The 26,342-nt window shown below is 59.0% G+C and carries 25 protein-coding genes; 16 read left to right on the top strand and 9 right to left on the bottom strand.

The annotated features are described in order from the left end of the window. Window positions 1–153: 153 nt before the first annotated feature. Window positions 154–564: an AAA family ATPase gene (locus Q1A63_RS25350; RefSeq protein ID WP_298976864.1), complete on the bottom strand. Its 411-nt coding sequence runs from the start codon at window positions 562–564 to the stop codon at window positions 154–156. Next, window positions 554–835: a hypothetical protein gene (locus Q1A63_RS25345; RefSeq protein WP_298976865.1), complete on the bottom strand. Its 282-nt coding sequence runs from the start codon at window positions 833–835 to the stop codon at window positions 554–556. Before Q1A63_RS25345 ends, Q1A63_RS25350 begins: the two co-directional genes overlap by 11 nt. Window positions 836–1,531: 696 nt before the next feature. Here Q1A63_RS25345 and Q1A63_RS25340 point away from each other — a divergent pair. The 4 genes from Q1A63_RS25340 to Q1A63_RS25325 all read left to right on the top strand — a co-directional run bounded on the left by Q1A63_RS25340 (window position 1,532) and on the right by Q1A63_RS25325 (window position 5,612). Beyond that, window positions 1,532–2,122 (top strand): MarR family transcriptional regulator, encoded by a 591-nt coding sequence (locus Q1A63_RS25340; protein ID WP_298976866.1) that lies wholly within the window; start codon window positions 1,532–1,534, stop codon window positions 2,120–2,122. Continuing rightward, window positions 2,119–3,285 carry a P-loop NTPase gene (locus Q1A63_RS25335; RefSeq protein ID WP_299632716.1) on the top strand — a complete coding sequence of 389 codons (1,167 nt, stop codon included), beginning with the start codon at window positions 2,119–2,121 and terminating at the stop codon, window positions 3,283–3,285. Before Q1A63_RS25340 ends, Q1A63_RS25335 begins: the two co-directional genes overlap by 4 nt. Further along, entirely contained in the window at window positions 3,278–4,519 is a 1,242-nt protein-coding gene (locus Q1A63_RS25330; RefSeq protein ID WP_299632715.1) for a DUF6522 family protein, read from the top strand. Before Q1A63_RS25335 ends, Q1A63_RS25330 begins: the two co-directional genes overlap by 8 nt. Window positions 4,520–4,847: 328 nt before the next feature. Beyond that, complete coding sequence (locus Q1A63_RS25325; protein WP_299632714.1) at window positions 4,848–5,612, top strand: hypothetical protein; 765 nt, start codon at window positions 4,848–4,850, stop codon at window positions 5,610–5,612. 215 nt (window positions 5,613–5,827) lie between these two features. On the opposite strand, the gene Q1A63_RS25320 is transcribed toward Q1A63_RS25325, so the two are convergent. The 5 genes from Q1A63_RS25320 to Q1A63_RS25300 form a co-directional block, all read right to left on the bottom strand. Next, the gene (locus Q1A63_RS25320) at window positions 5,828–6,841 is read right to left on the bottom strand and encodes an oligopeptide/dipeptide ABC transporter ATP-binding protein (RefSeq protein WP_299632713.1); all 1,014 of its coding nucleotides are present in this window, start codon (window positions 6,839–6,841) and stop codon (window positions 5,828–5,830) included. Further along, complete coding sequence (locus Q1A63_RS25315) at window positions 6,838–7,821, bottom strand: ABC transporter ATP-binding protein (RefSeq protein WP_299632712.1); 984 nt, start codon at window positions 7,819–7,821, stop codon at window positions 6,838–6,840. Before Q1A63_RS25315 ends, Q1A63_RS25320 begins: the two co-directional genes overlap by 4 nt. Next, complete coding sequence (locus tag Q1A63_RS25310) at window positions 7,818–8,699, bottom strand: ABC transporter permease (protein WP_298976878.1); 882 nt, start codon at window positions 8,697–8,699, stop codon at window positions 7,818–7,820. Before Q1A63_RS25310 ends, Q1A63_RS25315 begins: the two co-directional genes overlap by 4 nt. After that, a complete protein-coding gene (locus Q1A63_RS25305; protein ID WP_298976879.1) occupies window positions 8,696–9,670 on the bottom strand; it encodes an ABC transporter permease in 975 nt (324 codons plus the stop codon). The genes Q1A63_RS25310 and Q1A63_RS25305 overlap by 4 nt, the downstream gene beginning before the upstream one ends. Before the next feature lie 72 nt (window positions 9,671–9,742). Next, complete coding sequence (locus tag Q1A63_RS25300) at window positions 9,743–11,329, bottom strand: ABC transporter substrate-binding protein (RefSeq protein ID WP_298976880.1); 1,587 nt, start codon at window positions 11,327–11,329, stop codon at window positions 9,743–9,745. Window positions 11,330–11,487: 158 nt separating this feature from the next. On the opposite strand from Q1A63_RS25300, the gene Q1A63_RS25295 reads away from it, so the two are divergent. The 12 genes from Q1A63_RS25295 (at window position 11,488) to Q1A63_RS25240 (ending at window position 24,882) form a co-directional block, all read left to right on the top strand. Then, window positions 11,488–12,066, top strand: coding sequence for a MarR family winged helix-turn-helix transcriptional regulator (locus Q1A63_RS25295; protein WP_298976881.1), 579 nt, complete (start codon window positions 11,488–11,490; stop codon window positions 12,064–12,066). Further along, a complete protein-coding gene (locus Q1A63_RS25290; protein WP_299632711.1) occupies window positions 12,063–12,779 on the top strand; it encodes a creatininase family protein in 717 nt (238 codons plus the stop codon). The genes Q1A63_RS25295 and Q1A63_RS25290 overlap by 4 nt, the downstream gene beginning before the upstream one ends. Next, entirely contained in the window at window positions 12,772–13,791 is a 1,020-nt protein-coding gene (locus Q1A63_RS25285) for a 2-dehydropantoate 2-reductase N-terminal domain-containing protein (RefSeq protein ID WP_299632710.1), read from the top strand. The genes Q1A63_RS25290 and Q1A63_RS25285 overlap by 8 nt, the downstream gene beginning before the upstream one ends. Further along, window positions 13,788–14,531 carry an SDR family NAD(P)-dependent oxidoreductase gene (locus Q1A63_RS25280; RefSeq protein ID WP_299632709.1) on the top strand — a complete coding sequence of 248 codons (744 nt, stop codon included), beginning with the start codon at window positions 13,788–13,790 and terminating at the stop codon, window positions 14,529–14,531. The genes Q1A63_RS25285 and Q1A63_RS25280 overlap by 4 nt, the downstream gene beginning before the upstream one ends. 12 nt (window positions 14,532–14,543) lie before the next feature. Further along, window positions 14,544–15,956 (top strand): M20/M25/M40 family metallo-hydrolase, encoded by a 1,413-nt coding sequence (locus Q1A63_RS25275; protein ID WP_299632708.1) that lies wholly within the window; start codon window positions 14,544–14,546, stop codon window positions 15,954–15,956. Continuing rightward, window positions 15,953–16,822, top strand: coding sequence for a DMT family transporter (locus tag Q1A63_RS25270; protein WP_298976890.1), 870 nt, complete (start codon window positions 15,953–15,955; stop codon window positions 16,820–16,822). Before Q1A63_RS25275 ends, Q1A63_RS25270 begins: the two co-directional genes overlap by 4 nt. 29 nt (window positions 16,823–16,851) lie before the next feature. Next, entirely contained in the window at window positions 16,852–17,808 is a 957-nt protein-coding gene (locus tag Q1A63_RS25265; RefSeq protein ID WP_298976892.1) for an acetamidase/formamidase family protein, read from the top strand. Between the two features lie 191 nt (window positions 17,809–17,999). Further along, window positions 18,000–19,646 (top strand): amidase, encoded by a 1,647-nt coding sequence (locus Q1A63_RS25260; RefSeq protein ID WP_298976893.1) that lies wholly within the window; start codon window positions 18,000–18,002, stop codon window positions 19,644–19,646. A gap of 75 nt (window positions 19,647–19,721) precedes the next feature. Then, window positions 19,722–21,266, top strand: coding sequence for an ABC transporter substrate-binding protein (locus Q1A63_RS25255; protein WP_298976894.1), 1,545 nt, complete (start codon window positions 19,722–19,724; stop codon window positions 21,264–21,266). A gap of 54 nt (window positions 21,267–21,320) precedes the next feature. Next, entirely contained in the window at window positions 21,321–22,262 is a 942-nt protein-coding gene (locus Q1A63_RS25250) for an ABC transporter permease (RefSeq protein ID WP_298976896.1), read from the top strand. Beyond that, window positions 22,262–23,080, top strand: a complete 819-nt coding sequence (locus Q1A63_RS25245) for an ABC transporter permease (RefSeq protein WP_298976898.1) — start codon at window positions 22,262–22,264, stop codon at window positions 23,078–23,080. Before Q1A63_RS25250 ends, Q1A63_RS25245 begins: the two co-directional genes overlap by 1 nt. After that, entirely contained in the window at window positions 23,077–24,882 is a 1,806-nt protein-coding gene (locus tag Q1A63_RS25240; RefSeq protein WP_299632707.1) for an ABC transporter ATP-binding protein, read from the top strand. Before Q1A63_RS25245 ends, Q1A63_RS25240 begins: the two co-directional genes overlap by 4 nt. A gap of 320 nt (window positions 24,883–25,202) precedes the next feature. Here Q1A63_RS25240 and Q1A63_RS25235 read toward each other — a convergent pair whose 3' ends face one another. Continuing rightward, window positions 25,203–25,685: a metallophosphoesterase gene (locus Q1A63_RS25235; protein ID WP_298976902.1), complete on the bottom strand. Its 483-nt coding sequence runs from the start codon at window positions 25,683–25,685 to the stop codon at window positions 25,203–25,205. Between the two features lie 94 nt (window positions 25,686–25,779). Then, window positions 25,780–26,235, bottom strand: coding sequence for a hypothetical protein (locus Q1A63_RS25230; RefSeq protein WP_298976904.1), 456 nt, complete (start codon window positions 26,233–26,235; stop codon window positions 25,780–25,782). Window positions 26,236–26,342 lie beyond the last annotated feature (107 nt).

Here is a 26,342-nt window from a genome sequence, read left to right as displayed (position 1 = left end):
CGCCTTGGTGGTTACGATGTGCCAGAAACCCTCTCTTATCAAATTAGCCTAAACTGTCCCATTGGTGCTGACGTTAGGCAATTATACTCCGTCCCCTTAAAAACCCGTATTCTCTCTCCACAGCCGGAACGCACCTTCGCCACCTTCCATGATCTATTTTTTAGCTTCGCGAGCGTCCTCGATCTCGATTGCCCCGACCCCTTTGACGGTGCCGCGCGATTCGTTTCCTGTGGTTCTATAGCCAAACCACGCCACCAGCTCAGCGTAACCGTTTACGACGAGGTTGGCGTTGTGGCTTACGAACACGATCTGGCGGAGGCGTTTCGCGTCCCAGAGCTGATTAACGATCTCCGACATGACAGGATTGTCCAAGTTCTCCTCCGGCTGATCGATGATCAGGGGCGGCCCCGGTTGATTGAGCAAGGTTTTTAGGAGAGCGGTGGCTTGTTGCCCCGCTGAGGCGTTCTTGAATGGAATGTACTCATCCTCGCGAGCGCGGAACTCATAAACCGGTGCAGATTCTATCGGCGTGAGGGCCAGTGTCAGCCAATCATCAGGCGACAAATGGCTGGTGATAGCCGCCGTCAGTGTACCCGCCTAGACAAGGCATCTCGATATATCTTTCAGCCTGACCCTTTCGTAGAAGCAAATGCTCTCCCTCCCCCGATACATTTGGTAGGATGATATAGCGGTCATTGAGATACTCGTGTTCATCGAGCTTGCGCTTCAACTCGGTGAATGTGGTGATCGCTGCCAATCGAGTTGGATCACCGGCCATTGCCGCTGATGGATCGATTTGTGTGATCTCCAAGGCATTCAGCGCTAGCGAAAACATGTCATTTGGAAAATCCGCGCCAAAGATGTCAATGGCTTGGCAGGTACGCCGAGCTTAAGTTCGATGCCCGGAAACACAATCAAGCGCTGTTGTGGCAGAAGTGCTGTTCCGACTGGTCCGGGCGCATCCAAAGCCGCCTTTCGCATGAAGGGTAAGAACGTCATGCAATGATGGTCAGTGATCGCGACGGTAGAAATGCACGCAACCATCCATAAAAAACCTCATCATATAGACAGTGTCGTCATTATGCAGAAGGCATTGGCAGAGCACCAATCTACAAAACAACGTAAAGGACATTTTTGGTATCAGAGTTTTGATCTCTAAATCACGGTATGAATGACGCGTGATTTGCGCATAAGCTCTTGTATGTTGCCTGCCCCCCAATCCCATCAACCCCGACATTCCTACCCGGCGCAACATTTATCAAAGTAAGCTCAGAGCCGCCCTCGGATGCGGCGCGGCATCTATTAGCCTCGCCTTCGCCCTCTCATCGAGGACGGGCCGAGCTGGTGTTGGACAACATGCATCGTCGCTGCGGTGCAGCCCGCCAGAGGAGAAATTCACCGCATCAAGCTCTTGGCATGCGTCCGCCAGTTTCCGAAACCTCTTAGAGAAACCTCTGATCAGTGGCCCAGACGCACGGGGCTAGACACCTCGATGGTTGCAAAATTAATTTCGAATCACTATCAATTTGACATGCTCAATGGATTGCAGACACCCGACCGGATCGCAGAACTACTTATTCACCTCGGGCGCGCAGCTCGGAGCGAGGATGCGGGATCCGAACTAACCGCCGCGCAATGGACATGCCTGCGCTTCTTCGCACGCGCCAATGTCAGCACCCGCACGCCTTCGGCTTTCGCCAGCTTTCAGGCGACGACCCGGGGTACGGCCTCGCAGATCATCAAGTCGCTGGAACGGAAGAGTTTGGTCACGCGGACCAAATCCGTCCAGGATCGCCGCAGCGTGTTCTTCGACCTCACGGACCAAGGAAATGCGATGCTTGCGCAGGATCCGCTGCGCGACCTGATCGGTGTGATTGATGGTCTTGGCAGCGCGGAGCGCAATCGTTTTTTGACGACCTTGTCCCGACTGGCATCGGTGCTGGCGATGCGTCGGGATGTTCCCGCCTTCGGCACCTGCCAAGATTGCAGTCATTTCGGTGTGTCCGGTGGTGCGGCCTATTGCGCCTGCATGGCGGCAGAGCTGGCGGTGGAGGACATCGTCAAGCTCTGCGCGAGCCATACCCCGACCCGGTCGGGTGAAGAGCAAGGAGCATCGGCATGACGTATGCTGAGACTGCCGCAGGATTGCGCATGATCGCCATCAGCAGCGGAAAAGGCGGTGTGGGCAAATCCACGGTCACTGCGAACATCGCTGTGGCGCTGGCCGATGCCGGGTTCTCCGTCGGCGTCGTGGACGCCGATATCTATGGCCCCTCGATCCCCGGGATGTTGGGAATAGCATCCGGAAAACCCGCCATGTCACCGGACCAGAAGGTTATCCCCGCCAAAGCGCATGGCGTGAAGGTCATTTCGATGGCCATGCTAAGCGATGACGACGCTCCCGCGATCCTGCGCGGACCGATGGTGACGAAGTATCTGCAGATGTTCGTGCGGCAGGTGGAGTGGGGCACGCTGGACGTGCTGCTTTTGGACCTGCCTCCGGGCACTGGCGACATTCAACTGACGCTGGCGCAGGCCTTTCCATTGTCAGGTGCGGTGGTGGTCAGCACACCACAGGACGTGAGCCTCAAGATCGCGCGCCGGGGCTTGCGCATGATGGAGCAGGTCAGCGTTCCGATCCTCGGCGTGATCGAAAACATGAGCGGCTTCACCTGCCCGAGCTGTGGAACGGTGACGAACATCTTTCACCAGGGTGGTGGAGAGGCCATCGCGAGGGATCTGGATGTGCCCTTTCTCGGCAAGGTGCCGCTCGACCCGAATGTAGTCGATTGCAGCGACGAAGGTCAGCCCCTCGTCCGCGCTGCCTCTGGCAGCCCGGCAGCCGAATCGTATCGACGCATCGCGAGCGCCCTGGTGCAGACAGAAGATGATACGGCGGGGATCGCCACACCCTTCGCCTGGTCACTTGTTGAGGACTCCGGCCAGCCTGCTCCGGGCCTGGTCGCGACGGACAGTCCTGCCGAACGCCTGGTCGCGCTCGATCATGATGCCGCGGGCCTGATCCTGGGCTGGGCGGACGGAACCGAGCAGCGCCTCGCCGATCGCGACCTGCGTCTTGCCTGCCAATGCGCGCAGTGTCGCGACGAGATGACGAGCGCGCGGCTCCTCGACCCGGAGAGCGTGCCGCTCGATTTACAGCTCACGCGGATCTGGAGCGTCGGAAACTACGCGCTCGGCATGGCCTTCAGCGACGGTCACGCCACCGGCATCTACACGTTCAAGGCGCTCAGCACGATGACCGGGACGGAGCTGGAAGATGTCTGACACAACCGCCCACCGCCGCATCCGGGCGCAGACCTCGGCCAACGATGCCAGCGTCGTCGCATTCGTTCTGGACGACCCGATTCAGGCAAACGGCTCGACCCGTTTCGATGCGGCCGACGACGCGCCCCTGGCCCGCGCGCTGTTCGCAGTGCCAGGCGTCTGCCGGGTGGAGGTGAGCGGCCCGACGGTCTGGGTGAAAAAAAGCACCGATAAAGACTGGGCGGATCTCAAACCCGCCATCGCCGCGGCAATCCGACGTGTGCTTGACGAAACCGGCCGCCCGCTCGGGTGCGACCGAGCCCGCGAGAAAATAGACCCTGACGCCAAGCTCCTCGAGGCGGTGAAGACTTTGCTGGACCAGCAGGTCAATCCCTCTGTCGCCGCCCATGGTGGCCACATCTCAGTGGACCGGGTTCGGGAAAGCACGGTCTATCTGCGGATGTCCGGCGGCTGCCAAGGCTGCGCGGCCTCCTCGGCCACATTGCGGCAAGGGGTGGAGAAGATGCTTCGCGCAGCCTTGCCCGGCATTGGGAACATCGTGGACGTCACCGACCATGCGTCGGGACGCAATCCGTTCTATGCGGGTAGCGGCGGTTCATCGCCGATCCTGAACCGGCCGATCCCCGCGGATGTCATCGGATGGGAGGACGGACAGATTGTGGTGGACCCCGACTACCTGGCGCCACGTCTGGGCCTCACACCGGAAGCATTGCGTGACGGGTTGCACAGCGGGGATGTCGTCGGCGTGACCGAAACCGGCGAAGGCGCGGATGAGGGCAAGATCCGGGTCGTGCTGCGCTGCAGAGACCGGGCCTGGGCGGCTGAACTCGATGCCACCGGCGCCGCCCGCGAAATCCCGCCCCCGCGTCTGATAGCAGCGGCGGCAGGCGAAGAGCAGGACCTGTCCGACCGGGTGCGCGCCCATCTGGAGGGGCTTGCCAAAGATCAGACGCTGATATCCTACGGTGCCTTGGCAGGCGCACTAAACCTGCTGAAGCCGGGTTCGATCGCGAAGGTGACACGTGCGTTGGAAACCACGATGCGGGACGACGCTGCCGCGGACCGCCCCTTCATCGCTGCCCGGGCTGTCAGCCGCGGGCACGGGAACTTGCCAGGCAAGGGCTTCTTCGACCTCGCGCGCACCCTGTCCCGGGGACCGCAGGCCGGTGAGAGTGAACCCGAATTCCACATCAGGGAGCTCCGTCGCCTGAACGAGACGATCATCATGAAGTAGTCGGTGGACGCTTTCCAAATGCACGCCCATCTCTACACTGCAAGAGTTGGCAGCGGCAGAGCAAACTGTTGCTGCCAAGACGCAGTGTCTCTTCTCACAATCGCGCCCATGGTCGATGTACCTGTCTCGGTTTCGTCTATCAGACCGCTGTCGCAGTTTTGTGTTAAAAGGATAGACCTCTCATGGCAGACGTCATTGAACATGTCTTTCAGCTCATGTTCGGCGCATCCGAATTTGCAGCAGTTGTGTTTGTAACCCTCCTCAGCGCTAACTCGATTTTGGCGAAGGAAAAGACTGAATACTATTCGAAGCTTCTAAGGCCAACTTTGTGTCTGCAAAACAGTTTTTGTACATCGTTGACATCTTCTATGGGCCGGGGCGACCTTCAAAAGCTTTCATTCATACGGTCATCTACATCACTGCCATCGGGTTAATTGGCGCAATCTTTCAGTATGTGGTTTGGGTTGAAGGCTTTGGAAAGCAACTGCGTGAGGATGATTTTGCACGCTTGGCATTTGCTCGCCAAGTCTTAACCACGGGGGTTCCCATGGTTCCGTTCACAAACCTTGTTGCTGGAATGGTGTATGCGGTGGTCCGCAATACGGGTGGTGGGCGGGTGACGGGCCTCCAGTACTTTATGCTCGACCTGATCGTTCGTTTCGTTGTTTTCGCAGCGTCGATGGCTGGAGCAAACTACGTTGCGGCTGTCGCATTTGGATTTTTCGATGGGGACGTGGAAAGGGCACTCGGTGCCGACTGGCCCACTCTAGCTATTGCCTTCTGCTTTGGTAACTTGACTTCGGCATTCATTCTCGCGGCGCTGCTCGGCGACGTGCCGATATTTACGTCTGCGGCCGTTGATTTGTCCGAAAGATTTTCGGTGATCCGACATATCTTGCGGAACATGTTTTCCCATCTGCCCTTGTCCGATAAACCCGTTTTGATAACGAGCGTGGCATTCGCGATCTTGGCATATTTGGTCTTTCAGTTTGGTGCATACACAATCGCCATTTTAAACACTCAATATCCAAATGGAGCCCTAAGTGTCGCCAACTGCCGAAGCCGGTCGTTTGACGTGCGCGCAGCACTCTGAAAAAAGGACTCTCTGCCGACATCGGATTATGCGCAGCATCGCGCTGCCTGCTTTAACATCGTTTCGATGCGCGCGGCCCTTCCAGAACATTCATCGGGTATGCGCCGGCTGATTACGCAGCGACGTCTCAAAAGCAGAAATTGGCCATGATATGCGCGTCGCGGAAGCCGATCAAACTTTGACAGCGAAACCGGCTTCTCGGGGAACGCCGATGGTCAATCGCCCAGTGTCTTCCCGAGGATGGCGTCGTAGTGATGGCAAGCGACGCTGCGATTGTCGTGGATTGGCTCCATGACAGGGTGCACCTTTTTACAGCTCTCCGTTGCATAAGGGCAGCGTGGGTGAAAATAGCAGCCCGTTGGAGGGGCCAATGGGGATGGCACCTCGCCCTCGATAGTCTCGAACTGCACAAGCTCGTCTGCATCCAGCACCAGCTTGGGGACGCTGCCAAAAAGCGCTTCGGTGTAGGGATGGACCGGGTTGCCGAAAACCTCGCTCACTGGTCCCAACTCCACGATGCGGCCCAGATACATCACCGCGACACGGTCGCTGACGTGCTGGATCACGGAGAGGTCATGGCTGATGAAGACTGACGTGAGCGCCAGATCGCGGGTCAATTCGAGAAACAGGTTGATGATCTGGGCCTGGATGGAGACATCCAGTGACGCGACCGGTTCATCACAGATCAACACATCAGGCTGCATGGCGAGGGCGCGGGCAATCGCGATACGCTGCCGCTGGCCACCGGAAAACTGATGTGGGTAGCGCTCGACCCAAGTGGGATCAAGGCCCACGCGTTCGAACCAGTCTGCTACATACCGGCGCGCGGTCGCCTTGGTTGTCAGGCCATGGGCGATCGGGCCTTCTGCGACGGTGTGGCCGACTTTCATGCGGGGATCGAGGCTGGCAAAGGGATCCTGGAACACGGTTTGCACGCGGGTCGTCGCTTTGGTGCCATCCGTCATCACGGGGGCGCCATCGATGGTGACCGTGCCGCTTGTCGGGGGCAGTATCCCGGCGATGGCGCGTCCCAGGGTGGACTTGCCACAGCCGGATTCTCCCACCAGGCCCAAAGTCTCTCCCTTGCGCACGGACAGCGTTACATCCGAGACCGCACGGACCGCCCGGGTTTCGACGTTCCCCCCCAGTTTTGCCGCGATCCTTTCGCCCAAGGTCAGCTTGGGGCCAAAGACGCGGGTGACGTCGGTGATTTCGACAAAGGCGCTCATGCAGGCTCCTTGGCGGTTTGACCAAGGGGATGAAAGCATCGCCACTGCCGATCACCCTGCTGCGTCATGTCCGGGTCAGTGGTGCATTGCCTTGACGCATGCGTGCAACGCGGCGCAAAGGGGCAGCCTTGAGGTAGGGACAGCAAAGAGGGTGTGCTGCCCGCGATCTGGTTCAGGGGTGCGCCCGGTTTTGCCATGGCGGGAAGCGAGGCAATCAGCCCGGCCGTGTAGGGGTGATGCGGGTCTCTCAGCAACCTCGCAGTTGGACCTGCCTCAACGATCCGGCCCGCGTACATCACGGCCAGCTTGCTGGCGAGGCTGGAGACAACGGCAAGGTCATGGCTGATCCAAACCATCGCCGTGCCGGTCTCACGCGCGAGGTCGCGCATCTGCGCGAGAATCTGCGCCTGAATGGAGACATCAAGCGCCGTGGTCGGTTCGTCCGCGACAAGCACTGAGGGGCGATGCAAAAGGGCGATTGCGATTGCCACGCGTTGCCGCATGCCACCCGAAAACTCGTGCGGATAGGCGCGAAGGCGGGCAGCGGCAGAGGGGATGCCGACCTGCGTCAGCAGCTCAGTCGCGCGCGCTTGTGCTGCGCGGGGGCTGACGCGCTCGTGCGCATCTATCGCCAGCTTTATCTGTTGCCCGATTGTCAGCATCGGGTTCAGCGTCGCAATCGGATCCTGGAAGATCATCGAAATCTCACGACCACGCCGGGCGCGCAGCTCTGCCTCGCTCAGTGTGGTCAGCTCCACCCCATTCAGCGTAATGGAGCCCTCGACAATCCGGCCCGGCGCGTCGACCAGCCCGAGCAAGGAGAAACCTGTGACGGTCTTGCCGGAACCGCTTTCACCGACCAACCCCATGATCTCGCCCCGCGCCAGATCGAAAGACACACCGTTCACGGCTTTGAGTACACCAGCACGGGTGAAGAAATGGGTGCTCAGGTCTCTGACGCTCAGGACAGGATCGCTCATTTCCGCAGCCTCGGATTGAACTGATCGCGCACCTGGTCTCCAACGACGTTGATGGCGACGATGAGGATGATCAGCGCGACACCGGGGTAGACAGAGATCCAGTAGCGTCCGCTCATCATATAAGGAAAGCCGTTTGAGATCAGCATGCCCAGGGAGGGTTCGGTGACTGGCAGTCCGAGGCCCAGGAAGCTGAGTGTCGCCTCAAGCGAAATGGAATTGGCGATCTGGACCGTCGCCACCACGATCAGAGGCGGGGTGCAATTGGGCAGCAGATGCCGCCAGACCACCAGCCGGCCGCTCAGGGGCGTGGCCAGCGCGGCCTCGATATAGTCCTTGCCCCGTTCAGCCTTGGCAGCGCCATAGGCGGTACGGGCAAAATAGGCGTATTGCGCCGCAACCAGCGCACCGACCAGCTGCGCCTTGCCTTGGCCCAAAAGCGCCACCATGACCAGCGCCAGCAGGATCGCGGGAAACGACAACTGCAGATCGACAAGGCGCATAATCAGTGCCTCGATCCGCCCGCCTAGATAGGCAGCCGTGATTCCCAGGGCCGTGCCGATGGTGAGAGATACGAACCCCGCGGCAAGGCCGATCTGAATGGAAATACGCAAGCCGTAAAAAATCGCAGACAACAGATCGCGCCCTTGTGGATCCGTGCCCAGCAGATGGGTATAGCCGCCCGATCCGACAAAACCCGGCGGACGGCGGCTGTCCATCAGGGACAAGTTCGCCAGATCATAGGGGTTCTGCGGCGAGACGACGGAGGCAAAGAGCGCCAGCAGGATCATCGCGATCACGACCGCAAGAGCGAACACCGCAACCGTGTTCTCGCGAAACTCTGTCCAGAAACGGCGCAGGGGCGTGCTGGCATCGCTCATGTCGCTGCTCCGTGACGCACGCGGGGGTCGATCAGGGCAAAGACCAGATCAATCACAAAATTGATGGTCACAAACAGGAAAGCGACCAGGATCAGATACGCGACCATCACAGGACGATCGAGTACGGCAATGCTGTCGATGATCAGCTTGCCGACGCCGGGCCAGGAAAATATCGTTTCTGTCACAACCGCAAAAGCAAGCGTCGAGCCAAGCTCCAACCCGAAAACGGTGATGATCGGGATAGAGATCAGTTTCAACAAATGCCGCCGCAGGATCGTCCCCTCGGACAGGCCTGCCGCGCGCGCGAATTTAACGGTGTCGGTCAACATGATTTCCCGCGTGCCAGCGCGGGCAAGCCGGATCATCATCGCCAGTTTGAACAGCGCCAGATTGATTGCGGGGAGCACGATGTGCGAAAGCCCATCCAGCGTTGGGAAAGACCACGCTACGCCCCAGATCTCGACAGTGTTGCCGCGCCCGCCCGCTGGCAACCAGCCCAGGTTGACTGCAAAGAACAGGATCAGGATCAACCCGACCCAAAACGACGGCACCGAAAAGCCAAGCACGGAGACAGCCATGATGGTCTTGGACACCCAGCTGTCGGGGCGATAGCCCGCGTAAATACCCAGGCTGACGCCAAGCACCGTGGCCGAGATGACAGAGATCAGAACCAGCTCAAGCGTTGCTGGCAAGCGTCCGCCGATCAGTTCCAGAACCGGGATGTTATAGACAAACGACCGTCCCAGATCGCCCTGCAGCAGGTTTCCCATGAAGATGAGGTATTGTTCGTAGAGGGGCCGGTCGAGTCCAAGACGCTGGATCGTCTGTTCCCGGATTTCCTGGGTCGCCTCCGGCGGGATCACGATGTCGACCGGGTTGCCGATTGCATAGATGCCACCAAAGACGATCACCGACATCGCGGCCATGACCAGCACGGCCTGTAGAAAACGTTGAATGATGAAACCGAGCATCAGCTTTCCCGTTAGGCAAACCAAAGGCCGGGCGGCGCATCAGCCGCCCGGCCTTGTTGCATCATGAGGCTATCAGGATGCCGGTTTGATAAAGAACGCAAGCGTGTCCTCGTCAAAGCGCGGTTCGAATTCGAGCATGCCTGCCTTGGCGCCCCACACGGTCTGAAGCTGCACGAGAGAGATGTAGGCCTTGTCCGCCATCACCTTTTCCATCGCGTCTTCATAGGTCGCGCGGCGTTCATCAGGATCCATCATCTTGGCACCGGTTTGCAGCAGCGTGTCGACCTCGTCGTTCTCATATTCGATGCGGTTGAATGCCCCGAGCTTCACATCCGGATTGTTGGAATGTGCAAGACCGCCAAGTGTATAGGAGGCTTCCCCCGTCAGCGTGCCCCAGCCGTTCATGAACATTGAATACTCAAGCCGCGCCTGCGCCGGGAAATACACCGTTTTCGAGATCGCGTTCACGTTGGTCTTGACGCCCACTTGCGTCAGCATTTGGCCCAGACCCTGACAGATCGCGCCATCCCCTGGCAGGCGATCCGCTGTGCAGTACAAGTCAACCTCAAAGCCCTCGGGATACCCAGCATCCGCGAGCAATTGCTTGGCCTTGGCCGGATCATAGGCTGGCATGGGAATGTCTTCGCTCGACCCGAAGAAACCGGGCGGCATCATCTGGTTGGCAGGCTTGCCCAGACCTTCCAGAACAATATCGACCATCGTCTGGCGATCAATCGCGTGATCAATGGCTTGCCGCACTTTCAGATCGCGGAAAGGATTTGCATCCAGATCGGACCCGTCGATGGCACGCACCAGCGGTGTGTCTTCGCGCTGATCCAGTTGCAGGTTCATGATGTAGACACTGTCGCCTTTGATCGCATCGATATCGGCGTCACGTTCAAGGGCGAGGTAGTCGACAGAGGAGACGTAGTTGATCACGTCAACCTGGCCCGCTTTCAAGGCGGCAAGGCGCGAACTGTCGTTGGGAATTTCCTTGCGGATCACGGTTTCCCATGCCCCCTTGCCGCGCCAGTAGTCGTCGTTGCGCTCCAGCACCAGATCGCCCTTGGGCTCCCAACTGACGAACTTGTAGGGTCCTGTCCCAATTGTCGCAGCGCCGGAGTTGAACCCTTCGGCAGCTGTCTCAGGCGTTGAATAGTCCGCCGCGGCCTCGGATGAGACAATGAACAGGCGGATGAAATCATTTGGCAGTGTCGCCGCCTGACCGTCCGTGTTGATGTGGATCGTATGAGAGTCGATGATATCGACGCTTGCCACACGACGCACATAGATCGTTGTGGTTGTCGGGCCGGTGACAACGGGGATACGCTCGATCGAGAATTTCACATCCTCGGCGTCAAAATCGGACCCGTCGTGAAACTTGACCCCTTCGCGCAGTTTGAATTCCCATGTGTCTTCGTCAACGGGCGTCCAACTGGTTGCAAGGCCAGGTTCGATCTGTAGGTCGGTGCCGGACCAGACCAACGTGTCAAAGATGTGCTTGGCCGCCTCCGCGTGAGGCCCGAGCGCTGAAAAATGTGGGTCCATTGATTCAGGTCCGCCGCGCACACCCATCGTCAGACTTTGCGCCGTGGCAGCGCCCGTAACAGTCAGCCCGAGCGCAAAGGCCAGAGCGCCAAGAAGTTTCCGGTGTTTCATGAATTTCCCTTCCCGTTGGTGAAGGAGGTTTTCCCCCGTCCGATCTTTGATGAAATCCCAGTTCCATTTGGAACTTGCTATCGCAGAATGTGCGGAGATATGGTGTCAGTCAAGTTCATTTTGGAACTCACGCTGCACAGCCGGGGAAAAGGAAGCACATGTCAGGCCCGCAGATCACCCAGGATCAAGAACCACCCAGAACGGCAACGGAGGCCAGTGTCGATATGTTGCAGGCCAAACTCTGGGGTAACCCTTGCCCGTTTACGTTTCGGATCAACTATCTGGCCTTGCTGTATAACACGCCGCTTTATGACTGGATTCAAAGTGCCTATGGGCTGAAGCGACCGGAGTATGTGGTTTTGTATTCGCTGGCCCTCGTAGACGGTGGTAGCGCCCGCGACATCTCGCGTACATCCGGCTTTCCCAAGAACACGCTGAGCCGCGCCATCAAGCGGCTGGAGCTGATGGGGCTGATCGAGGCGCGCGGCAAGGTACCGGGCGGTGGACGGCGGCAGGCGCTGCGGTTGTCCGAAAAGGGTTGGTCGATGATCAATGAAACCCGACCCGTCTTTGAAGCGCAGGAAAACCGCATGTTGGAAGTTCTGTCCGACGGGGAGCGCCAGATGTTGTCGGAACTAATGTCAAAGGTCGTGATCGCAGCGCAGGACTGGGCGGGTGACCTTCCGCCCCGCGACATGCTGGATGCACTAGCAGACAAGGAAAGGATGCGGCAATGAACGTCGCCGAAATGAACTGGCGCGACATTGAGGCGGCAGCGGCGCGCGATCCGCGCTGCATTCTGCCGATTGGCTCGACCGAACAGCACGCACAGCTTTCAGTTTGCGTGGATATGATCCTGGCCGAGAAAGTTGCGGCAGATGCGGCGGACCCTCTGGGCATTCCGGTGTTTCCAGTGATGCCATTTGGGCTGGCCCCCTATTTCACTGCCTATCCCGGCACCATCTCTCTGCGGGTCGAAACGCTGCTGGCGGTGGTGCGGGATGTTGTGGCCTCCGTGCGGCGCTCGGGGTTTCGACAGGTTCTGATCGTGAACGGTCATGGGGGTAACAACCCCGTGGGCGCATTGGCGCAGGAGCTGATGGCGGATTATCCCGAGATGTCGATCAAGTTTCACAATTGGTGGAACGCGCCGCAGACCTGGGCGAAAATCCAGTCGATTGATGCGACCGGTTCGCACGCCAACTGGATGGAGAACTTCCCCTGGACGCGACTGGCGCATGCACCCGCGCCGGAAGGAGAAAAACCCAGCGTGGATATGGCGATGATGCGCGCCTCTTCCCCTGCTCAGGCACGTAGCTTGCTGGGTGACGGCTCCTTTGGCGGCCCTTGGCAGCGCGGCGAGGAAGACATGCAAGCGATCTGGGACGTCGGCGTGTCCGAGACCCGCGCAGCCCTTGAAGGGCCATGGCCCGCTCCTCAACATGGCTGAGCCGATCCTGATATGGGGCGCGGGTGCCATTGGCGGCATCCTGGGGGCCTATTGGGCGCGAGCGGGCGTGCCGGTGCAGATGGTTGATATTGTTGTCGAACATGCCGAGGCCTGCAGCGCAGAGGGCCTCACCATCACGGGGCCGGTCGAGGAATTCCGCCAGGTTGTGCCTTGTGTGACGCCGGATCGTCTCAGCGGCACTTATGGACGGATTGTCCTTGCCGTCAAAGCCCAGGCGACACCGCAGGCAATGGCGCAGCTTTTGCCGCATCTGGCCCCGGACGGCTTTGTTCTCTCGGCGCAGAATGGGTTGAACGAACGGGTGATTGCCGATCTGGCGGGTGCCGAGCGCACGATGGGGGCCTTTGTGAACTATGGCGCGGATTGGATCGGCCCGGGCCGTATCCTCTTCGGGAACCGTGGTGCGGTGGTCGTGGGCGAGATTGATGGGTCCATGCGCGAACGCACGCACGAGATGCATGCGCTTTTGCAGATGTTTGAGCCCGATGCCGTGCTGACCGAAGACATCTGGGCCTATCTCTGGGGCAAGCTTGGCTATGGCGCGATGTTGTTTGCCACCGCCTTGACACCCGACAGCATGACGGTGAATTTCGCTGATCCCGCCAGGGGTCCGGCGCTGATGGGGCTGGCCCGCGAAGTGATGCGCACGGCGGTGGCTGAGGGCGTCAACCCCAAGCCCTTCAACGGGTTTGATCCTGCGGCCTTTCTCCCCGGCGCCAGCGACGCAGCCGCCTTGCAGAGCCTTGCTGATCTGGCGGAATTCAACGCCAAGACAGCCAAGACCCATACCGGCATCTACCGCGATCTGGCGGTTCGCAAACGCAAGACAGAGGTTGACCCTCAGGTGGGCGCTGTGGCCGAGATCGCGGCTGGGCACAATGTTCAAGCCCCAATGCTCAATAGGCTGGTCGACCTGATCCACGACATTGAGGAAGGCCGCCGCGAGATGTCGCAAGAGACGTTTCACGAATTGACCAAGGTGATCGGATGACGGCGCGCGTCGCCTTGGTGACCGGCGTGGTCGGTGGCATTGGCGCGGCCATTGCGGCGCGGCTTGCAGGGGATGGGGCAAGGGTTGCCGTCAGCGACCTGCCCGGCGATGCCTTGCAGGAGGCGGCCAACCGTTTGGGCCTGCCCGCCTTTGCCGCAGACCTTGGCGATCCAGCTTCCGTCAGTGACATGCACGCTCAATTGGTTGCAGATCACGGCGCGCCGGATATTCTGGTCAACGCCGCAGGCGGTGTGCGCGGCCAGGTCGGTACCCCGTTGGAGGACGTCAAACCTGACCCGTGGCACCAGATTTTTGCCGCCAATGTGGATGCGTCCTTGTACCTTTCCCAAGCGCTCGTCCCAGCGATGAAGCAATCTGGTTGGGGCCGCATTGTCACCATCAGCTCCGGTGCCGGACTCAGGCCCAGCCTGACGGGCATTCACGCCTACACGGCGGCAAAACACGCCTTGATCGGCTTGACGAAACAGTTGAGCCTGGAACTGGCCCCGCATGGCATCACGGTCAATTCGATTGCGCCAGGATTTGTGCTGTCAAACCCCGCCACGCAGCGGCAGTGGGAGGCTTATGGGCCAAAGGGCCAGGCCGAGCTTGTTCATCGCATTCACACACGCCGGTTAGGCCAGCCTGAGGATATCGCGGCCGCCGCCGCTTTTCTGACCTCTGAGGAGGCCAGTTGGATCACCGCACAAATCCTTAGCGTTGATGGTGGCATCACCTGAATGAGGAACCATATGAGTGACCCCGTTATTGCCCATGCCCTCGCGCACCAGCACGATCTTGTCGACGGATTGAAAGCGCTTGTTGCCTGTCCCTCCGTCGGGGCAGACCCTGCCATGGCACAGGGCATGGAAGATGCGCGCCAGTTGATTGAAGCCCGCCTTGATGCGATGGGCTTTGAGAACCGCCAGCGCCTCACGCCTGCGGACGGCAGCGGCCAGCCGTCGCTCTTTGCAGAACGTCTGGACGCACCCGGCGCACCGACTATCCTTGTCTACGCCCATTATGACGTGCAGCCACCTGACCCCTTGGACAAGTGGGAAAGCCCTCCCTTCGATGTGACCGAACGCGCTGGCAGGCTTTATGGGCGGGGCATATCGGACGACAAGGCACCGATGTTGATCGCGCTCGACGCTCTGGCGGCATTTATCGCGGTGGAAGGTCGGTTGCCGATCAATGTGAAACTGCTGATTGAAGGGGAAGAGGAAACCGGTTCGCCCTCATTGCCCGGTATATTGGAGACGCACCGCACGCTGCTGACTGCCGACGCCGTACTCTCCGCAGATGGCGCTCGCTGGCGGCTTGATCTGGTGGCGCTGAATGTCGGCTCGCGCGGGAACGCGGGGTTTGAGTTGCGGGTCCAGACGGCATCCCAAGACCTGCATTCGGGGCGGTTTGGCGGGATTGTCGCCAACCCGTTGCATGTTCTCGCTCAGCTTGTGGCGAGCCTGCATGACAAAGCGGGCCATATCGCAGCACCCGGTTTTTATGATGGCGTGGCAGAGCCGACAAATACAGAGCGCGTCGAGATCGCGGCGATCCCTCATGATGAAAAGGCCGCTTTCGAAGCCATTGGCGCGCAGCCTGTCGGCGAGGAAGGGTTTTCCACGCTGGAGCGGCTTTGGATGCGTCCCACAGTGGATGTGAACGGAATGTGGGGCGGCTATACCGGCGCGGGCTCAAAAACCGTGATCCCAAACGAAGCCTTTGCCAAGCTGACCATGCGGCTGGTCCCGGGTCAGGACCCCCAGACCGCGAAGGAGGCGGTGATCGCCCACCTCAAGGCGCAGCTTCCGACCTACGCGTCGCTCGAAATCAGCGGGGATCGGGGTCAAGGCGGGGCCTATGCGGTGCCGAACAATCATCCGTTGCTCGGCGCTGCCGTAGCTGCCCTTGAACACACAACCGGAGAAACGCCGCTCAAGGTGCGCATTGGTGCATCCCTGCCGCTCACCGAAATCGTGTCACGCGTACTGGGGCTGGATACAGTGATGTTTTCCTTTGCCCTGTCGGACGAGAATTTCCACGCGCCGAACGAGTTTTTTCGCCTGTCGTCCATCAGCGAGGGGCTGGCGGCCTGGGTGCAGATCCTGCGCGAGATCGCATTGATCCCGCCAGATCGCTTTGCGCCGTTTCGGCCAAGATGAACGGGCAAGCCGTGATCGACAATCGCTACGGTGCGATCCTGCTGGTCGCGGCGGCTGCAGTCTTCACCGCTGATGTGGGCGTGTTGCGGTTCGTCTCGTCCGATGTGCCCTTTGCGCAGATCGTCTTCTTTCGCTCCCTCAGCCAGCTGGTCATCGTTGCGGCGTGGATCGCCGCGACACGACCGGCGCGCTTTGTCTCGCCGCGTTGGCCACGGCTTGTTCTGCGTGGACTGACCAGTCTGGTATGCTGGTGGCTCTACTATGCCAGCTTCCAGATGCTGGATCTTGCGCTGGCCTCTGTCCTGACCTTCACCACATCGCTTTTCGTTGTTTCACTGGCCCCCTTCGTTTTTGGCGAACAGATCGGCCTCTCGCGTGGGCTGAGCGCGGTTCTGGGCTTTGTCGGTGTCGTCATTGCCAGCGAGGTCAGCGGGGTAAATGTCGAGCCAGGCGTTATCTACGGTCTGGGCTCCGCCTTCGTGGCGGCCTTGCTGATTTTTCAGAACCGCGCGCTGGCCCGTTCCGAACATACTGCGACGATCATGTTCTGGATTGGACTGGTGGCGAGCTTGGGAACGTTCCCTATGGCCGCCGCTGGCCTGTCTGACATTGCCTATGATGATTTCCTGCTTCTGATCACGGCGGGAACGCTCGCCACACTCGGCATGCTTCTGACGGTTGAAGCCTATCGGTTTGGTGAAGTCTCCGCACTCGCGTCATTTCCGTACTTGCGCATTCTCTTCGCACTGGCCGTTGGCTACGTTTTCTTTGCCGAAACGGCCTCCTGGCGGGAGATATCTGGCGCGATCATCGTTGTGGCCTGCGGCATGTATGCCGGCAGCAAGGAAAGAGCGGCACTGCGATGACACGCGACGCTTCGAAAGGGATGAACACCATGGGGAAGACACTGCACGCGAGCCCAGAGACCTGTGCATGGGGTTATTTTGATACCAGCCTGCCACCGGTGCTGGAGATAGAGAGCGGCGATACCGTCACGATAGAAACGGTTTCGGGCGGGCCTGATCAGATCCCGCAGCAAGGCACGGGTTTCGACCTTCCGCCTGAACTGCTCGACATTCACGCAAGAGCTGAACGACAGCTACCGGGGCATATTCTGACCGGGCCCGTCGCGGTTGCAGGCGCAAGACCGGGCGATGTGCTTGAAGTCGAAATTCTGGATGTCCAGCTACGGCAGAACTGGGGCTGGAACATCATTCGTCCACTTGCCGGAACGCTGCCTGATGATTTCCAGAATTCCCGGCTCGAAATCATTCCGCTTGATCTGCAGGCCATGCGAGCCCGACTGTCCTGGGGGCTTGAACTGCCCCTGCATCCGTTCTTTGGCGTCATGGGGGTGGCGCCGCCGCCGAACTGGGGACGCATCTCGACGATCCAGCCGCGCGCCCATGGCGGCAATCTCGACAACAAGGAACTTGGCGCAGGCGCAACCCTGTATCTGCCTGTCTTCACCGAAGGTGCGCTGTTCTCCTGCGGGGACGGGCATGCCGCGCAGGGCGATGGTGAAGTCTGCGTCACCGCGATAGAAACAGCGCTGATCGGAACCTTCCGATTGACCACACGCTCGGATTTCACGCTGACGTACCCCCGCGCCAAAACGCCGACGCATCTGATCACGATGGGCATGCACGAGGACCTGGACCGCTGCGTCGAAATGGCCTTGCGCGACATGATCCGCTGGATCGTTCAGCGCACAGGAATCTCCCGTGAAGATGCCTATATGCTATGTTCTCTGGCGGGAGACTTGCGGATCACGCAAACGGTTAATGGAAATAAGGGCGTGCACATGATGATCGAGGCCGGAATGCTGCCCCTCAATGCTGCGACGACCTGAGGCTTGCTTGACGATGCGTAAATCTGAAGCATTTATTAGTTGGGTTACGCTTTTTCGGCGCCTGGTCTGCAAAAGAAATGCACAGCGCCGATACACTGCTGTTAGTTTTTTGTTTAGCTACATTTTCCTGTCCCCAGTAAGAGCCATTGCCGGTTTGCGGGACAAGCTTGAATCTCGGGGGGCCAGCTGTTTTGGGTACTATCTCACTCGCTGACATCGAAGGCGCAGAGCGGCTTTTGGGCCTTGCTTATACTGCCACTGAACGGGCGCAGATGCTGGACAATCTGGAGGGCCAGCGCGACCTGGCTGTCGCGCGTAGAGGTCTGGCACTGGACAACAGCACACCAATGGCCAGCCGGTTTGATCCGCGGCTGCCGGGATTTGCCATGCCGCACGGGGCCGATGCGCTCCGCTTCTCGGACGTGACGCGCAAACTGCCCGATAACGACGAAGACATCGCGTTCGCACCTCTCACGGACCTGTCCCATTGGGTACGCAGCAAGCAGATTACATCACTGGCGCTGACAGAACTCTACCTTGAGCGTATTGCCAGCCTGAACCCGAAGCTTGAATGTTTCGCCACCGTCACGGACGAACTGGCACGTGCCGAAGCGACCGCGATGGACAGTCTTTTGGCCGCTGGCGTCTGGCTTGGTCCGTTACATGGCATCCCCTACGGGCTGAAAGATCTCTTTGACACCAAAGGCGTCACCACGGGCTGGGGGGCTGAACCTTTTCAGGACCGCGTGCCCGAAACAGACGCAGTCGTGACGAAAAAGCTGCGCGCGGCGGGCGCGGTGCTGCTGGGAAAAACAACGCTTGGGGCGCTGGCCTACAATGACCTGTGGTACGGCGGCTGGACACGCAATCCATGGAACCTGAACGAAGGATCAAGCGGGTCGAGCGCGGGATCCGCATCCGCGACAGCCGCAGGTCTGTGCGGGTTCTCGATCGGGACAGAGACACTTGGCTCCATCACCTCGCCGTCGCAACGCTGCGGCACGACCGGGCTGCGCCCAACTTTTGGGCGCGTCAGCCGAACAGGCGCAATGGCATTGTGCTGGTCGCTGGACAAGGTGGGTCCGATCTGTCGCCATGTCGAAGACACCGCAATGGTGCTTGCGGTAATCAATGGCGGCGACACGACCGACCGCGGGTCCATCGCCGCGCCGTTTCAGTTTGATGCACAGGCATCCATTGAGGGGATGACCCTTGGTTACCTGCCCGAGGCGTTTGAAGAAGGTGCCACCGACATCGACCGTGCCGCGCTTGAAACAGCAAAGGATCTTGGCATCACGGTCAAGGAAGTGACACTCGAAGAGCTGCCGTATCCATCACTCATGACAGTTGTTTACGCCGAAGCGGCGGCAGCATTCGAGGCGCTGACGCTGGAGGATACCGACGACACGCTGCGCTGGCAGGATGACGGTGCATGGCCAAACACTTTCCGCAAGGCACGGTTCCTCTCAGCCGTTGATCTGGTCCAGACCGACAGGCTGCGGTATCGGGTGATGCAGGCCCTGGGTGAGATGATGAGCGGTGTCGATGCGCTGATCGGTCCCTTCTCAACTGGGCCGATGCTGGTTGCTTCGAACTTCACCGGCCACCCCTGTCTGCATCTTCGGGCCGGGTTTGAAGATATTGCCAGCCGTACGGCCGCCTCACTGGGCGCGGGCAAACTTGCCACCGGCGAAGCGGAAGGAGAGACAACATTTACCGTTCCCCAAGGCATCTCGCTCTGGGGTCAATTGTTTGACGAGGGACCGTTGTTGTCCCTTGGCATGGCATTAGAGCAGAAGTTGGGTGTGGCAGATCACCGCCCGACATTCCCAGGCTAAGACCAAGAATTGATCCGCCTCAGGCGGGCGTCTCAAGACTTTGTTCAACACGCAATTCTCGCAAGGAGATGAAGAATGAAACGCAGGGACTTTCTGTCAAACACCACCGCTCTTTTGGGCGCCACGCTGTTCTCCGGAGCGGCCCCTATGATCGCATCGGCGCAAACGACGCCTGTGACCGGTGGTACCTTGATCTGGGGCCATTCAGAGACGACGCAAAACCTGGACATGCATCAGACCGGCACCGCCTCTACGGGTCGCGTGCTGCAGAATGTGCACAACTCCATTGTCACCGTCGACAAGGACTTCAATGTCATCCCCATGCTGGCTGAAAGCTTTGATCAAAGTGACGATGGCTCGGTTTACACGTTCAAGTTGCGCGCTGGTGTGAAATTTCACAATGGCGCCGAAATGACTTCCGAGGATGTGAAGTATTCTTTTGAACGCTGTGCAAACCCAGACACGGGTGCCGTGAACTTCGAGGTCTTCAATGCGGTCGACTCCATCGAAACGCCTGATCCGCTGACGGTGGTGGTGAAACTGAATACGGTCAATGCGCCGTTCCTGTCGCGCCTTGCCGAAAATGGTGCGGGCGTCATCATGCCGATGGGCAGCGGCGATGTTCAGGGCGAAACCCCGATCGGCGCCGGCCCCTTCAGATTTGTGCGCCGCGAATTCGGCAACGAAGTGGAACTGGAAAGATTTGATGATTATTGGGATGGCCCAGCCTACCTCGACAAGGTCATCGCCCGCGAAATCCCCGAACCCACGGTGCGCCTGACAGGTCTGCGCACGGGTGAGTTGCATATGATCAATGACATCCCGGCCGACCGGATGGCAGAGATCGAAGGCGCTGGCGAGTTGCAGGTCGTCAAGTGGTTCCCGCTGAATTGGGATTTCGTCAATCTCAATCACACGTTCGAGCCGTTTCAGGATGCCCGCGTGCGCAAAGCTTTCGATCTGATCATCGACAAGGAGGTTTTGCTGGAGGGCGCGCTTTGGGGCCAGGGAGCCACGACGGCTTCGCCAAGCTATCCGACCTCTGCCAGCTACAACAGCGATCTGAGCCAGCGTGCGCAGGACATTGCGGGCGCGCGCGCCCTGCTGGACGAGGCGGGCTATCCCGAGGGCAGCCTTGATATCGTGTTCAAAGCCACGACGAACTATCCCTACCACATCGAAAGTGCTCAGATCCTAGTGGAATGGTTCCGTATGGCTGGCGTGAACCTGAGCATCGAACAGCTGACATGGGCAGACTGGCTGTCACAATGCTGGGTCGACAAGGACTATCAGATGACCATGATGAACTTCTTCACATTGTGGGAGCCTGATTTCCTCTACTACAGCCTGTTCAACTCGACCGGTGCCTTCAATTATCGGGGGATCAACGACCCGGAGATCGACAAGCTGACAGAAGAGGCGCGGATCACCGTTGATCCCGCCGCGAGGGCCGATGTCTACAAGGCCGTGCAGCAGCGGGTCTTTGATGAAACCCACGATATCTTCCTGTGGTTCCGCAATGGAACGATCGGGGCGCAACCGGATGTGGGTGGCCTCGATACGATTGTGCATCCCAACGGGTCGAACCTGAACTTCCACAAGGTCTGGCTGAACGCCTGATCCCCTTGGCCCGGGCCACGCGTCCGGGCCAATCCGCATTTTCAGAAAGCGTGCATGGCCTATATCCTCAATAGATTTCTGTCAGTCCTTCTGACGCTCTTCCTGATTTCGGTCATTACTTTTGCCGTCACCAATATTCTGCCTGGTGACGTGGCGATGATGATCATGGGCACGCAATCCAACCCTGAAGCGCTTGCAGGCCTGCGCGAAACTCTGGGCCTGAATGACCCGCTTTTGGTGCAATACGGACGCTGGATCGGAGGGGTGCTGACCGGGGACTGGGGACAATCGCTGGTCTTCAAAGAGGCAATTGGCCCACTGATCGCGCAAAAGGTTGTCGCAAGCAGCCTGATCGTGGTGATGTCGATGGCCATTGCACTGATCGCGGCCATTCCGCTGGGGGTCTGGGCCGCTGTTCACCGCGACCGCTGGCAAGACAGCACATCAAGCACCGCCGCTCTGGTGGGGGTTAGCCTGCCAGACTTCTTCTGGGGCATCATGCTGATCCTGCTTTTCGCGCGTGCGCTGGGATGGTTGCCCTCCAGCGGTTTCGTGCATCCGGCGGATGATTTTCTGGGGGCAATCCGCCACGCCTTCCTGCCCTCGCTGGCGCTCGGCCTTGGGCTGATGGCACATCTGACGCGCATGACACGGGCCACCATGATCGGCATTCTCGGGCAGGAATTTATCAGGGTCGCCCGCGCAAAGGGTCTGACGGAGCGTGAAGTGGTTTGGGGCTACGGTTTGCGCAATGCCATCGGTCCGGTGCTGACAGTTGCGGGCCTGCAGATTGGCTACCTTTTCGGGTCGATCATCGTGATCGAAAGCCTGTTCAATTTCACCGGTATGGGCTGGTTGACCTATCAGGCACTTCTGAACCGTGACATTCCGCTGATCCAAAGCACCGTCTTTGTCATCGCCGCCGTGGTCATGCTGACCAACTTCTTCGTCGATCTGCTTTATATGGCCATCGACCCGCGGATACGTCTGTCCTGATGCGCCGATTTTTCAAGGGCAAAGGACTGGTTGGAACCTTCATCGTGATCGCGGTACTGTTGGTTGCTTTGCTGGCCCCTTTGGTCATTCCCGACAGCTACGCCACCCAGATGAATATGCGTGCTCGGCTGTCCGGGCCAACATGGGATCATCTCTTTGGCACGGATCAACTGGGGCGTGACCTCTTCTACCGGGTTGTTTTGGGCGCGCAAACCTCGATCATGATCGCCGGAGCAGCCGTGCTGATGAGCATCGTGATCGGGCTACCGCTTGGCATCATCTCCGGCTACTTCGGCGGCGTCATTGATAACGTGCTGATGCGGCTTGTCGACACGTTGCTCAGCTTTCCCGCCCTTCTGCTCGCCCTAACGATCAGCGCCGTTCTGGGCCCAAACCTGACCAACACGATCATCGCCATCGGGATTGCCTTTACACCCTTTCTGGCGCGGATCATTCGGGGCGAGGCACTGCGCGTCACCCAAATGCCGTACGTTGAAGCGGCCCGTGCCGCTGGCACAACCGACGCATGGATGATCGTGCGCCACATCCTGCCCAACATCATGCCGGCGATCATTGTTCAGGGCACGATCAGCCTGGCCTTCGCCATTCTGGCCGAAGCGGGGCTGTCCTTTCTTGGCCTCGGAACACAGCCGCCCAATGCAAGCTGGGGCCTGATGATCCAGGCCAGCCGCGATTACCTTGATGTGGCGCCCTGGACCGCACTTGTGCCCGGTGCCGCCGTGGCTTTGACCGTGCTGGGGCTGAACCTTTTTGGCGACACCCTGCGCGACGTGCTGGACCCGAGGACCGAGACATGACCCCCATTGTGAGCATCGACAAACTGCGGGTGACCTTTGGATCGGGCGCGGGCACCGTCGAAGCCGTCAAGGATGTCAGCTTTGACATTGCATCCGGCGAGACGTTCTGTGTCGTGGGCGAAAGCGGCTCGGGCAAATCGGTCACCTCGCTGTCTTTAATGAGACTGGTGGAGTTTGGCGGGGGGCAGATCATGGACGGACGCCTGACGCTCCACCGCGAGACAGGACCGCTCGACATTGCCGCAGCGGACGGCGACACGATGCGGGACGTGCGCGGGGACGAGATCGGGATGATATTCCAGGAGCCGATGACCTCGCTGAACCCTGTTTTCACGATCGAACGGCAACTGACGGATGGTTTGCGCGTACATCGCGGCATCAGCGGTCCGGCGGCGCGTGACCGCGCGTTAGAACTGCTCAAGGAGGTCCGCATCCCGGAGCCGGAACAGCGCCTGCAACAATATCCACACGAACTGTCGGGCGGTATGCGACAGCGCGTTGTCATCGCCATTGCCATGGCTTGCCGCCCCCGCATGTTGATCGCGGACGAACCCACAACGGCGCTGGACGTCACTATTCAGGCCGAGATCCTGGCGCTCATCAATCGGCTGAAACGTGAAACGGGTATGGCGGTCATGTTCATCACCCACGACATGGCCGTGGTGGCCCAAATCGCTGATCGCGTTGTGGTCATGTATCGCGGTGAAGTGGTGGAGGAAGGGCCCGTTGATCAGATCTTTTCCGATCCGCAGGCGGCATACACCAAAGCCTTGCTGGCCGCCGTGCCCCGTCTGGGAGAGATGCGTGGCAAACCGGCACCGGAACCCTTGCGGTTGGTGGGGGATACCTCTGAACCCAAACCACTGCTGCCTAAGGAGGATCCGGAACCGCTTTTGCAAGTGAAGAACCTCACCACTTACTTCCCGGTCAAAGGCGGCCCAATGCGCCGTCATGTGGCAAATGTGCATGCGGTCGAAGATGTATCATTCACGCTCAACAAGGGCGAAACGCTGTCACTTGTTGGTGAATCCGGCTGCGGCAAATCCAGCTGTGGGCGATCCATCCTCCGCCTGGTGGAACCGACCTCAGGCACCGTAATCCTGGATCACCAGAATGTCCTTGATGCCAACCACCGCGATCTGCGTCGTCTGCGCAGGCAAATGCAGATGATCTTTCAGGACCCGTTCGCCTCGCTCAATCCCTATATGCGCCTGGCTGCGCAGGTTGCCGAGCCCCTCAAAAACTTTGGTCTCGCCTCCGGCACGGAACTGACTGAAAAGGTCGCCGCATTGTTTGATCGGGTGGAGCTGTCACGCGACTATATGCGCCGCTTCCCGCATGAACTGTCCGGCGGCCAGCGCCAGCGGATCGCAATTGCAAGAGCCTTGGCTGTGTCCCCCAAGCTGATCATCGCAGATGAGGCGGTCTCCGCCCTCGACGTCTCTGTTCAGGCTCAGGTGCTGAACTTGATGATGGAGTTGCAGGCCGATCTTGGGTTGTCATTTCTGTTCATCAGCCACGACATGGCCGTGGTGGAGCGTGTTAGCCATCATCTCGCCGTGATGTATCTGGGCCGGATTGTCGAGATCGGACCGCGCGCCGCCATATTCGAGGATCCCCGGCACCCCTACACCAAAGCCTTGATGCGCGCAGTCCCGATTGCCGATCCATCGCGCCGCAAACTGGAGGATGATCTGAAATTCAAACCCATTCCGTCGCCCATCCATCCTTTGACCTTTACTCCCGATCCCTCACAGTACGAAGAGATCACGCCAGTACACAAAGTCCTGCGCGTTTCCTAAAGTCTCGGAACCGCATCGCGCGGCTGCGTTTTCCAGACCATTGTGCTTGATCTTGCCAAGCATCAGATGCCCAGTATCCGAAGTTCCTTTCGGATCAGATCAATGTCCGTTCAACACGTTAGTGCCTGGCCTCAGTGCGCCTGCAGCGCGCGGCAGCTTCCCGCCGTTTCTCAAGAAAAACAGAGAGTTGTGTGCGTAAACATTAAACGGGCAAACGCAACACACAGACCCGTCATCGTGCAAAGTCAGTAGCAAGCTCTACATCATCCCAATGCTTGTTTAACGGCAGTGCTGCCGCTCGGTTGGCAATCTGCATTTAACTAAATAGTCTGTAGCCCCAAAACATCCACTCCAACATTGACCGAGTTTCTGGCATCCTGCCAGTTCTCGTGCACATGACCAAAGAACTGCAGAGCACCACGACATGCATGGTTCCAAGTTATCATTGGATAGTGACACAAGGTATTGAGCTGGTTCTGGGGGCCATCGCGCACCTCAGCAAAGTGGCCTATTGAGTTCCAAGGCAATTGGAGTGTCACCTCGCTATCATGATTCCCAGTTACCAGATGCTTTTCGGCTCCAGGGAGTTTATCGAACACGCCATTTACAAAGTCTCGATCCTTGGCTCTGGGTCCGAATGCGAAGTCGCCAGGCATCCAAAGCTGGTCCTCGGGGCCGACAACCTTCCACAGGTTTTCAAGAAGTGCGTCGCCCATTTGCGCCACTGAAGAAAATGGGCGCTGGCAGAAGCGTGGGACATTCTCATACCCAAAATGAGTGTCGGCTGTGTACCAAATTGCCATTAAGAAATCAGTCGATGCTAAGCTTGGAAAGCCCGGGTTCTTCCGGTGTTTAATAGAGGACCAGCAACTTCGGTAAGATCAGGTCTAGCGGTAGCTAAGTTTCGGTCCACTCCCCACTTTCGGCGTTGATACTGAGATCATAGTCATCTCGTTTGTTAGAACTGACCAGTATCTCACGACCGTTCAAAAAGTCCCAAAAGCGCCGCGGGTTCGGGTAGTCGGCATTCTCTGGGTGAAAATCTATCCCTGAACACTTTGACAGTATGGTTGGCAATGCTTCCATAAACACGTCCCAACGCCGCTGCCTCTCCTGTGATTTCAGCCGCTTGGCTTCGCGTGAAATGGAACCAGCGGCAGCCTTCAGCGCAAATACTGGGGCAAACCTGCTCTCGAAATCATTTTGAGTCATAAGCTTCCCCCCAAGAACTGGTGCTGATTGCGGGGTTTTACGTTTACCAAATTTCGCTGTTTTTTGTTCCCGAAACTGCCGCAAACAGAGCCTTATCGGAGCGTCAGCCGAGAGGACAGCTAGGCAAACAATTCCGCTCATTCACAGTATACTCCATAGACGAAATCGTAGTGGACCTGTCGCGGTTTGATGCCGCTCCTTTGATAGCATTTATTGCAGCAAAGGAGACGAATTATGGGACTGAAACG

The organism is uncultured Roseobacter sp., from assembly GCF_947499265.1.
Classification (GTDB): Bacteria; Pseudomonadota; Alphaproteobacteria; order Rhodobacterales; family Rhodobacteraceae; genus Roseobacter.
Note: the sequence above shows the minus strand (reverse complement) of the source record. Positions and strands in the feature narration are given on the sequence as shown.